This window comes from Pseudomonas sp. FW305-96, from assembly GCF_058783825.1.
Genome location: NZ_JBYSYW010000025.1, coordinates 53579 through 63014, shown reverse-complemented (window position 1 = coordinate 63014; position 9436 = coordinate 53579). Strand labels below are relative to the sequence as shown.

Sequence of the window (9436 nt, the reverse complement as noted above, 5' to 3'; positions counted from 1 at the left end):
AGGAAGAACGGTTTTATGGAAAAGACGAAGTTTCGCAAGATCACCCTCGGTGTCGCCGTGGCCCTGGTCGCCGGCATCGTGCTGTACGCGGTGCAGGCCCCGGCCAAGCCGCCGCAGTACATCACCGCTACGGTCGAGCGTGGCGATATCGAAAACGCGGTGCTGGCCACCGGCACCCTGGAAGGTATCCGCCAGGTGGACGTCGGCGCCCAGGTCTCAGGGCAACTCAAGTCGCTCAAGGTGAAGCTTGGCGACAAGGTCGCCGAAGGCCAGTGGCTGGCCGAAATCGACCCGCTGGTGCCGCGCAACTCGCTGCGCCAGGCCGAGGTCGACGCCGAGAAGCTGCAGGCCGAGCGGCGCTCGGTGCAGGCCAAGCTCAAGCAGGCCAAGCGGGTCTACGAACGCTACGACGTGCTCCAGGCCGACGAGTCGATCTCGCGCCAGGACTTCGAGAACGCCGAGTCCGAGTTCGAGGTGCAACAAGCCAACCTGCGCTCGCTGGACGCGCAGATCAAGAGCGCCCAGGTGCAGATCGACACGGCCCGGGTCAACCTCGGCTACACCCGTATCGTCGCGCCGATTGATGGCCATGTGGTGGGTATCGTCACACAGGAAGGGCAGACGGTGATCTCCAACCAGCTGGCGCCGGTAATCCTCAAGCTCGCCGACCTCGACACCATGACCATCAAGGCCCAGGTGTCCGAAGCCGATGTGATTCATATCAGCCCCGGCCAGCAGGTGTACTTCACCATCCTCGGTGACGACAAACGTTACTACGCCAAGCTGCGCGGCACCGAGCCCGCGCCGCAGAACTACCTGGAAAGCAGCGACAAGAGCGGCGGCGCCGCCAAGCAGGCCAGCGCGGTGTTCTACAACGCGTTGTTCGAGGTGCCCAACCCCGAGCACCGGCTGCGCATCTCGATGACCGCCCAGGTGCGTATCGTCCTCGACACCGCCCTGGGCGTGCTCACCGTACCGGTGGCGGCGCTGGGGCCGCGTGACGCCGACGGCAGCTTCCCGGTGCGGGTGCTCGATGGCAAGGGCTTCGCCCAGGTGCGCAAGGTCCAGGCGGGGATCAACAACAACGTCAAGGTGCAGGTCAAGGACGGCCTGGCCGAAGGCGACCGCGTGGTGATCGGCGAGCCGGTGTCGGGCGAGGCGGGGGCGTGAGCATGAACATGAACGTGGAACTGTCGCCGGCACGGGCGGTGTCGGCGCTCGAGGAGCAGCCGTTGCTGCGCCTGGACGGGGTCAGCCGCAGCTTCATGGCGGGCGACCGCGAGTTCCTGGCGCTCAAGGGCATCGACCTGGAGATCCATGCCGGCGAGCTGGTGGCGATCATCGGCGCCTCGGGTTCGGGCAAGTCGACGCTGATGAACATCCTCGGTTGCCTGGACCACGCCAGCGCCGGCAGCTACCAGGTCAGCGGCCAGGAAACCCGCGATCTCGACGACGACGCCCTGGCCGCGCTGCGGCGTGACCACTTCGGTTTCATCTTCCAGCGCTACCACCTGTTGCCGCACCTGGATGCCCTGCGCAACGTCGAGATCCCGGCGGTGTATGCCGGCGTGCCCCAGGCCGGGCGCCATGCCCGCGCCCGGGAACTGCTCGGCCGGCTGGGCCTGGGCAGCCACCTGGCCCACCGGCCCAGCCAACTGTCCGGTGGCCAGCAGCAGCGGGTGAGTATCTGCCGGGCGTTGATGAACGGCGGCGAGGTGATCCTCGCCGACGAGCCCACGGGGGCGCTCGACACCGCCAGCGGCAAGGAGGTGATGAACATCCTGCTGGAGTTGCACGGCGCCGGGCACACGGTGATCCTGGTGACCCACGACCCCAAGGTTGCCGCCCACGCCGAGCGGATCATCGAGGTCAGCGACGGGCAGATTGTCAGTGACCGGCGCACCCGCGCCGAGCCCCCCGCGCCGACCGCCGAGGTGGCGCCGGCTCGTGAGCAGGCGCCACGGCGGCTGGTGGCCAGCCTCGGGTTGTTCCGCGAGGCCTTCAAGATGGCCTGGATCGCCCTGGTTTCGCACCGCATGCGCACCCTGCTGACCATGCTCGGGATCATCATCGGCATCACTTCGGTGGTGTCGATCTCGGCCATCGGCGAGGGCGCCAAGGGCTACGTGCTCAAGGATATCCAGGCGATCGGCAGCAACACCATCGACATCTACTCCGGCACCAGTTTCGGCGACAGCCGGGCCAAGGCCATCGAGACCCTGGTGCCGGCCGACGTGACCGCGCTCAACGAACTCTATTACGTCGACAGTGCCACCCCGGTGATCGGCCAGAGTTCGCTGGTGCGCTACCGCAACATCGACGCCGACGTGCAGCTCAACGGCGTCAGCGAGCAGTACTTCCAGGTGCGCAACATCCCCCTGGCCGCGGGGATCGTGTTCAGCGCAGACGATGCCAGGCGCCAGGCCCAGGTGGTGGTGATCGACCACAACACGCGCAAGCGCCTGTTTGGCGATGGGATCAACCCGCTTGGGCAGGTGATCCTGGTCGGCAACTTGCCGTGCACGGTGATCGGCGTGACCGCCGAGAACAAGAACCTGTTCGTCGCCGGCAACACCCTGAACGTGTGGATGCCCTACGAGACCGCCGCCGGGCGCGTGCTTGGCCAGCGCCACCTGGACAGCATCAGTGTGCGGATCAAGGACGGCATGCCGAGCAAGCGGGTGGAGGAGGAGGTCAACAAACTGATGCTGCAGCGCCATGGGACCAAGGATTTCTTCACCAACAACCTCGACAGCATCATGCAGACCGTGCAGAAGACCAGCCGCTCGCTGACCCTGCTGTTGTCGCTGATCGCAGTGATTTCGTTGGTGGTGGGGGGGATCGGGGTGATGAACATCATGCTGGTGTCGGTTACCGAGCGCACCCGCGAGATCGGCATCCGCATGGCAGTGGGGGCGCGGCAGTCGGATATCCGCCAGCAGTTCCTGGTGGAGGCGGTGATGGTCTGCCTGATCGGCGGGGTGATCGGGATCGGGTTGTCCTATGGGATCGGGTATCTGTTCGCGCTTTTCGTCAAGCAGTGGGAGATGGTGTTCTCACTGGGATCGGTGGTCACGGCGTTCGTCTGCTCGACCTTGATCGGCATCGTGTTCGGCTTCGTGCCGGCGCGCAATGCGGCGCGGCTGGACCCTATCGAGGCGTTGGCGCGGGATTAGGCCTGAAGGCGAGCGCTATATGCATGGCGCTCGCTCCCAGGTGTCCTGCGGGGGACTAGATTTCAGCATACATCCAGCGCATCAGCGAGTGGCGGCCGCTGATGCCTAGCTTGATCGCCGCCCGGCGCAGGTAACTTTCCACCGTATTGACCTTGAGCCGCAGATGCTCGGCTTGCTGCGGCGCCGTGCGCCCGGCCAGCAAGCCCTCGCACACTTGCATCTCACGTTCCGACAGGCGGATGCCGGTCTGACGCAGGCGTTCGAGAAAACGCTGTTCGAGGCTGTCAGGGTCTGCGGGTACCGGCGAGGCAGGCTGCAGGGCATTGATGTGTTTTTCCAGCATGGGCAGCAGCAAGGGCGAAATGTCCTCCAGCCGGCTGCGATCGGTAGCTGAGAAACCAACGCGGGTGTCGGCCCGCAAGACCGTGATTTCGTAGCGGAAACCATCCTTGCGCCGGGCCAGGTGCAGGCGCGCCGGGTCGTCGAAGCCGTCACCCGTATCGCCGGCGCTGAACACCGTCTCGCTGATCAGGGTCGCGTCTGGCTGGCTGGCGCAGGCCGGGTTGATGCGCAGTTGGCGGATATGCGTGGCGTCGATGGTCAGGTGGGTCTGGATCAGGTCGTGCAGGTGCCGGGGGAAATGGCGGCTACCGGTACTGGCTATGACTTTACCGATCTGCGGAAAAAGCAGGTGCGAATTCATCGTGTCATCCATGATAGGCGGTGGAACGGAGGCCCTTGCGCCAGCAACCAGCATCCTTGACTGTCGGCCGGGCCATCGGGGCTGCTAGCTATCCTAGTACAACGAATCAGTGACGGTTAAATGAAGCGGCGATAATGGCATAACAATATCATGGGTGACGCCGCAGGTGTGTCCGCGCACGACTCGGGTATGATGCGCATCCCATCCCACAACGAGACCGCCCCATGTCCCTGAGCGCTGAACAGATCGGCGAATTCCGCTCTTTCTCCGAGCATCTGGCCGATGCCGCTGCGGCGGCGATCCAGCCGTACTTCCGTGCCAGCCTGGATGTCGAGGACAAGGGGGGGCGCCTGTACGACCCTGTGACCATCGCCGACAAGGCCGCCGAAGAGGCCATGCGCGCGCTGATCCAGGCTCACTATCCCACCCACGGCATACTGGGTGAAGAGCAGGGCGCGGCACTGGGCAGCAGCCCGCTGACCTGGGTACTCGACCCGATCGATGGCACCCGCGCCTTCATCACCGGCCTGCCGCTGTGGGGCACGCTGATCGCTCTCAACGACGGTACCCGCCCGGTGCTCGGGGTGATGAACCAGCCGTTCACCGGCGAACGCTTCATCGGCACCCCGCACGGCGCCTGGCGCAATGGCACGGCGCTTAAGACCCGCGCCTGCGCCGACCTGGCGTCGGCCACGCTGATGTGCACCACCCCCGACATGTTCGACACCCCGGCGCGCAAGGCGGCGTTCGAGGCGGTCGCCGGCAAGGCCCGGCTGATGCGTTATGGCGGTGATTGCTATGCCTACTGCATGCTGGCGTCCGGATTCGTCGATGTGATCGTCGAGGCCAGCCTGCAGCCGTACGACGTGCAGGCGTTGATGCCGATCATCGAAGGCGCGGGTGGGGTCATCACCTCCTGGGATGGCGGCTCGGCCCAGGACGGGGGCTGCGTGGTGGCGTGTGGCGATCCGGCGCTGCATGCGCAGGTACTGGCGATGTTGCGTCACGCCATCTGATAGACCCTGCACGAGACGTTTGCCGTGGACTCAATCACCCAAGCCGTGCTCGGCGCGGCCCTGCAAGGCGCCGTACTGGGCGGTATCCAGGGCCGCCGCTCGCTGATCTACGGCGCCGCCCTGGGGACATTGCCCGACCTGGATGTGGTGATCCGCTACGCCGACCCGGTGTCGCAGATGACCTTCCACCGTGGCTTTTCCCATTCGATCTTCGTCCTGACCGGCCTGGCCCTGTTGCTTGCCTGGCTGGTCGCCTGGCGTTGGCCAGGCCGAGGCTATACCCCAGGCAGGCTGTTCCTGGCCTTCTGGCTGGCGCTGGTCACCCACCCGGTGCTCGACGCCTTCACCGTTTATGGCACCCAGCTGTTCTGGCCCCTGCACCTGACGCCGGAAAGCTGGGCGGCGGTGTTCATCATCGATCCGGTGTATACCGTGCCGTTGCTGCTGGCGGTGGGCTATGCGGCGATCAGGGGCCTGAAAGGCAGGGCGACCGCGATGCTGTGCCTGGCACTGGGATGCAGCACGCTCTACCTGGGCTTCGGCCTGGCCGGGCGCATGGCCGCCGAGCAACGTTTCCACCTGGCCTTGCAGGCGCAGGGCGTCGAGGCCAGTGAGGTCCGCGCGGTGCCCATCGCCTTCAACAGCCTGATCTGGCGGGTGCTGGCGAAAACCCCGGATGGCGGTTACTACGAGGGCGTGAGCAGCGGGTTCGATCGCGAACCTCCGGAGATGCTGCACCAGTCGCGCAATCTGGAGGCTGCCAAGGTACTGGCGGGCTCGCCACTGTACGAGCGCCTGCGCTGGTTCACCGATGACTGGCTGCGCTACGACATCATGGGTGACTCGCTGGTGGTCACCGACCTGCGCATGGGCATGCCAGGCAACTACAGTTTCCGCTTCGAAATGGCCCGGCGTGATGCCGCAGGGCAATGGACGGTGATCCAGCCCAGGGGCTGGATTGGTGGCGGTGCCGCCTCCCTGTTCGATGGCGAGCGGTTGAGCTTGATCTGGCGCCGTATCCTCGACCAGCAACCGCCACTGCCACTTGCCGTGTGGGCGGGGCATTTGTAGGCGGCTGGCTGGCGAGCAAAAAAAAGCCCGCCGGGTGGCGGGCTACAAGGGCTTAGGGAGCAACACACAACAAATTCGGGGTCAGGCGACCCAGGTCTGGTCGAGCAAGCGGCCGGCCAGGGTCTCGGCGCAGCGGCGGCTGGTCAACGGGCCACTGATGGCTTCACCGTCGCGCAGCAGGTACCAGCAGGCCAAAAGGCCCTGTTGGCGCAGGCTGCTGGGGACTGCGCTGCCGACAACGGACATGATCTGGATCGGGGCCATGGCGGATCTCCTCTCGAACATGGCCCTACCTTACCCAGGCGTCTTCAGGGTTTGAAATCAATGTCCTCGATAGTGGTCATTGCTTTTATCAACTATGCCGCTTACCAGCGCGGCGGGCCGTAGTACACCGGCGGCGGGCCATAATAGCGGCGGTAGACCGGCGGCGGGGCGGGCACATAGCGCTCGACCACATAGGGCTGGTAATACACCGGCGGTGGCGGCGCCTGCACATAGACCGGTGGCGGTGGATAGTAGGCCGGCTGGCGTTCGACGTAGACAGTGCGGTCGTGGCCGCCCGATACGGCCGCCCCGACCACCGCGCCCACCACGGCCGCGCCGATCACCGGCCCCGGGCCGTACCAGCCGCCACCATGGGCCGAGGCTTGCCCGCTGATGGCCAGCGCGCCGACCAGCAGGGCGATTCCGGGGATGAAACGCTTCATGGCGACACCTCGCAAGACAACCCCACGTTCGGGGTCTGTCTACTATGACCGCACTCTCGGTCAACCGCGCCATGGCAAAGGGTAAAGGTTGTGTAAGGGGCGACCGGCGGCGGGGTCTGGTACGCTGGCGCAATCGATTCAGCCATGACAGAGGAACCGCGATGAGCCATTCACCGAGCAGGGACACCGTGTTGTGCATTTCCCTGGCCGGGCGCCCCGGTACGTTCGGCGTGCGCTTTCACAACCATCTGTATCAGCAGTTGGGCCTGGACTATTACTACAAGGCCATGACCACCCAGGACCTGCCGGCCGCCGTGGCCGGCATCCGCGCCCTGGGTATTCGCGGTTGCGGCGTATCGATGCCCTACAAGGAAGCCTGCCTGGCGTTGGTGGACGAGGTCGACCCCTCGGCGGCGGCCATCGACTCGGTGAACACCCTGGTCAATACCGCAGGCCATCTGAAGGCCTACAACACTGACTACCTGGCGGTACGGCAGCTACTGGCCGAGCGGCGGGTCGACCCGGCGACCGGCTTCGCCCTGCGCGGCAGCGGTGGCATGGCCAAGGCGGTGGCCAGCGCGCTGCGCGACGCAGGCTTTCGCGACGGCATCATCGTCGCCCGCAACGAGCAGGCCGGGCGGCAATTGGCGGATGTCTGCGGCTATCGCTGGCTGCCTGAACTCGAAGACCGTTGCCCGCCGATGCTGATCAACGTCACGCCGATCGGCATGGCAGGTGGCCCGGAGGCCGACCAGCTGGCCTTCAGCGAAACCGCCATCGCGGCGACCGAGCGGGTATTCGATGTGGTTGCCCTGCCTGCACGCACACCGCTGATCCGCGCCGCCGAGGCGCTGGGCAAACCGGTGATCACCGGCCTCGACGTCATCGCGCTTCAGGCGCTGGAGCAGTTCGTGTTGTACACCGGGGTCCGGCCGACAGCCGAACAGGTGGCGGCTGCCGTGGCGTATGCCCGTGAAGGATGATTAGGTGTAGAAGGGCGCCGCTGCGCGCCGCATCGCCGGCAAGCCGGCTCCCACACTGTGGGTGCTGGCTGCTGGCGTGGGGTTATCAGAACACCCGCTGATCCTTGTCATCCAACTGCTGGTCAACCAGCGCCCGGCCATGGGCCAGGGACACGTGCTGGGCATTCTCCAGGTCGGCGAAGAACTTCATCGGCATCGATAGTCGCCTGCTGCTGTGGCCGGCAGGGTCGGTGATCACGCAGCCTGCAGCATAGGGCAGGGGAGAGTCGGGGTGGGGCATCACGCTGGCGGTGATGGTGTGGTCGCGGTATTCACAGTGAAGGGTTTGCATCGTCCTTACCTCGCTGTGGCTTGGAGCAGGCGTTACTTCCATATACCACAGCGAGGGGCCGGGAGTTCCCGGCCCGACGAGCGCGACCGGTGGGTATCAGCCCTTGAGTTCGGTCGGCTGGATGACCTCGACCCAGTAGCCGTCCGGGTCCTTGACGAAGGCCAGGTGGTTCATGCGGCCATCCTGCAGGCGCTTCTGGAACGGGACGTCCAGCGCCTCGAAGCGGGCGCAGGCAACACGTACGTCCGGTACCGAAATGCAGATGTGGCCGAAACCGCGTGGGTCGGTATTGCCATTGTGGTAGGCGAAGTCGGGGTCGTTCTCGGTGCCGTGGTTGTGGGTCAGCTCGAGTACGCCGGGGATCGATTTCATCCACTGATGGCGCTCGGCGTCATCGGCAGGAATCTGCGCCGGGTCGACCAGGGCCAGGAAATACAGGCTGAAAGCCGCCTCCGGGAAGTCGCGCTTGTCCACCAGGCGAAAGCCCAGCACGCGGGTGTAGAAGTCCAGGGACTTCTCGATGTCCTTGACCCGCAGCATGGTGTGGTTGAACACGAATTGGGCGGTGGCGGTGTCTGGTTGGGCGGTCACGCCGGGGAGGGTTTGCAGATCGTGCAGGCTCATGGGTACTCCGGAATCAGGGCCTTGAATAGGTTTGCCATGATACGGAAGTCAACCAGCAGCGCAAATGAAAGCGCCCCGCACGAGTGCGGGGCGCCGGAATTAGAGGCCCGCATGTGCGGGCGCGTGATGGGGTCGCTAGTCCTTTAGCTGGTTCGATACTGAGCCTGCGGGTGTGAAAAAAGTGTGAAGCAGGTGTCGAGGTTTCATCAGCGCACCCAACTTTCCACCGTCTGCGCCCCGTACTGTTCCTTCCAGGCTTTCAGCCCGCGGTGGTTGCCGCCTTTGGTCTCGATCCGCTCGCCGGTATGGGGGTTCGCGTAGACCTTTACCACCCGCGGGCGGCGTTGCTGCTTGACCGCGGCCGGGGCGCGGGTCACGGCTTTCGGGTCGAGAATGGCGATGATATCGCGCAGGCTCTTGTCATAGCTTTTCATCAGGCCGACTAGTTTCTGCTCGAATTCGATTTCGCGTTTAAGGCCGGCATCCTTTTTCAGCGCTTCCAGTTGTGCCATCTGTTCCTTGAGCGCTTTTTCGGCAGCACGAAACTCTGCAAGTCTGGACACTGTCTTCACTCCTGTAAGTCTGCCGTGGCGGGACGTGACGAACATGAAACCAGACTGAACGCCGGCCACGTGGATGGGTAAAGCTGTTCGCTAAGCGAGAGTGTAGTAGTCGCTTGCGAGTGGGTAAACAGCAAACTTTCTATCAATTACTCGGGAACTTTGCCGATTTTTTACGCGTTATTCGAAAAGACCCGGCCAACCACCTTAGACCATGGTCCCATGGCTTAGGCTAGAGCCCTTGGCGGAAAATTATGGATGATGG

The 9436-nt window shown here is 64.8% G+C and carries 11 protein-coding genes; 5 read left to right on the top strand and 6 right to left on the bottom strand.

All coding sequences use genetic code 11. The features are described 5' to 3' along the window. Positions 1 to 15: 15 nt before the first annotated feature. Complete coding sequence (gene macA / locus AC3WL2_RS18365) at positions 16 to 1170, top strand: macrolide transporter subunit MacA (protein WP_046855421.1); 1155 nt, start codon at positions 16 to 18, stop codon at positions 1168 to 1170. A 2-nt stretch (positions 1171 to 1172) separates the two neighbouring features. After that, on the top strand, positions 1173 to 3176 hold the full coding sequence (locus AC3WL2_RS18360) for a MacB family efflux pump subunit (RefSeq protein WP_102683884.1): 2004 nt from the start codon (positions 1173 to 1175) through the stop codon (positions 3174 to 3176). Positions 3177 to 3231: 55 nt separating this feature from the next. Here AC3WL2_RS18360 and AC3WL2_RS18355 read toward each other — a convergent pair whose 3' ends face one another. After that, a complete protein-coding gene (locus AC3WL2_RS18355) occupies positions 3232 to 3879 on the bottom strand; it encodes a helix-turn-helix transcriptional regulator (RefSeq protein WP_102683885.1) in 648 nt (215 codons plus the stop codon). Between the two features lie 224 nt (positions 3880 to 4103). Here AC3WL2_RS18355 and hisN point away from each other — a divergent pair, with 224 nt between their 5' ends. Together hisN and AC3WL2_RS18345 are read left to right on the top strand one after the other, a co-directional pair. Beyond that, complete coding sequence (gene hisN / locus AC3WL2_RS18350; protein ID WP_102683886.1) at positions 4104 to 4895, top strand: histidinol-phosphatase; 792 nt, start codon at positions 4104 to 4106, stop codon at positions 4893 to 4895. Between the two features lie 24 nt (positions 4896 to 4919). Beyond that, complete coding sequence (locus AC3WL2_RS18345) at positions 4920 to 5966, top strand: metal-dependent hydrolase (protein ID WP_102683887.1); 1047 nt, start codon at positions 4920 to 4922, stop codon at positions 5964 to 5966. Between the two features lie 81 nt (positions 5967 to 6047). Here the strand turns inward: AC3WL2_RS18345 and AC3WL2_RS18340 are convergent, their stop codons facing one another. Both AC3WL2_RS18340 and AC3WL2_RS18335 read right to left on the bottom strand, forming a co-directional pair. After that, positions 6048 to 6230 (bottom strand): hypothetical protein, encoded by a 183-nt coding sequence (locus AC3WL2_RS18340; protein WP_102683888.1) that lies wholly within the window; start codon positions 6228 to 6230, stop codon positions 6048 to 6050. Between the two features lie 101 nt (positions 6231 to 6331). Beyond that, positions 6332 to 6673: a hypothetical protein gene (locus AC3WL2_RS18335; RefSeq protein ID WP_038706052.1), complete on the bottom strand. Its 342-nt coding sequence runs from the start codon at positions 6671 to 6673 to the stop codon at positions 6332 to 6334. A gap of 161 nt (positions 6674 to 6834) precedes the next feature. Between AC3WL2_RS18335 and AC3WL2_RS18330 the strand changes: the two genes are divergently transcribed. Continuing rightward, the gene (locus AC3WL2_RS18330) at positions 6835 to 7656 is read left to right on the top strand and encodes a shikimate 5-dehydrogenase (RefSeq protein ID WP_102683889.1); all 822 of its coding nucleotides are present in this window, start codon (positions 6835 to 6837) and stop codon (positions 7654 to 7656) included. A gap of 85 nt (positions 7657 to 7741) precedes the next feature. Here AC3WL2_RS18330 and AC3WL2_RS18325 read toward each other — a convergent pair whose 3' ends face one another. From AC3WL2_RS18325 to AC3WL2_RS18315, 3 genes are all read right to left on the bottom strand, one after another. Continuing rightward, the gene (locus AC3WL2_RS18325) at positions 7742 to 7987 is read right to left on the bottom strand and encodes a hypothetical protein (RefSeq protein WP_023630255.1); all 246 of its coding nucleotides are present in this window, start codon (positions 7985 to 7987) and stop codon (positions 7742 to 7744) included. Positions 7988 to 8083: 96 nt separating this feature from the next. Continuing rightward, positions 8084 to 8611: a lactoylglutathione lyase gene (gene gloA / locus AC3WL2_RS18320; RefSeq protein WP_102683890.1), complete on the bottom strand. Its 528-nt coding sequence runs from the start codon at positions 8609 to 8611 to the stop codon at positions 8084 to 8086. Between the two features lie 206 nt (positions 8612 to 8817). Next, positions 8818 to 9174, bottom strand: coding sequence for a histone-like nucleoid-structuring protein, MvaT/MvaU family (locus AC3WL2_RS18315; RefSeq protein WP_046855429.1), 357 nt, complete (start codon positions 9172 to 9174; stop codon positions 8818 to 8820). Positions 9175 to 9436: the final 262 nt, after the last annotated feature.

Coding starts and splice junctions, on each gene's coding strand:
- macA (WP_046855421.1), top strand. CDS start 16: ATGGAAAAGACGAAGTTTCGCAAGATCACCCTCGGTGTCGCCGTGGCC.
- AC3WL2_RS18360 (WP_102683884.1), top strand. CDS start 1,173: ATGAACATGAACGTGGAACTGTCGCCGGCACGGGCGGTGTCGGCGCTC.
- AC3WL2_RS18355 (WP_102683885.1), bottom strand. CDS start 3,879: ATGAATTCGCACCTGCTTTTTCCGCAGATCGGTAAAGTCATAGCCAGT.
- hisN (WP_102683886.1), top strand. CDS start 4,104: ATGTCCCTGAGCGCTGAACAGATCGGCGAATTCCGCTCTTTCTCCGAG.
- AC3WL2_RS18340 (WP_102683888.1), bottom strand. CDS start 6,230: ATGGCCCCGATCCAGATCATGTCCGTTGTCGGCAGCGCAGTCCCCAGC.
- AC3WL2_RS18335 (WP_038706052.1), bottom strand. CDS start 6,673: ATGAAGCGTTTCATCCCCGGAATCGCCCTGCTGGTCGGCGCGCTGGCC.
- AC3WL2_RS18330 (WP_102683889.1), top strand. CDS start 6,835: ATGAGCCATTCACCGAGCAGGGACACCGTGTTGTGCATTTCCCTGGCC.
- AC3WL2_RS18325 (WP_023630255.1), bottom strand. CDS start 7,987: ATGCAAACCCTTCACTGTGAATACCGCGACCACACCATCACCGCCAGC.
- gloA (WP_102683890.1), bottom strand. CDS start 8,611: ATGAGCCTGCACGATCTGCAAACCCTCCCCGGCGTGACCGCCCAACCA.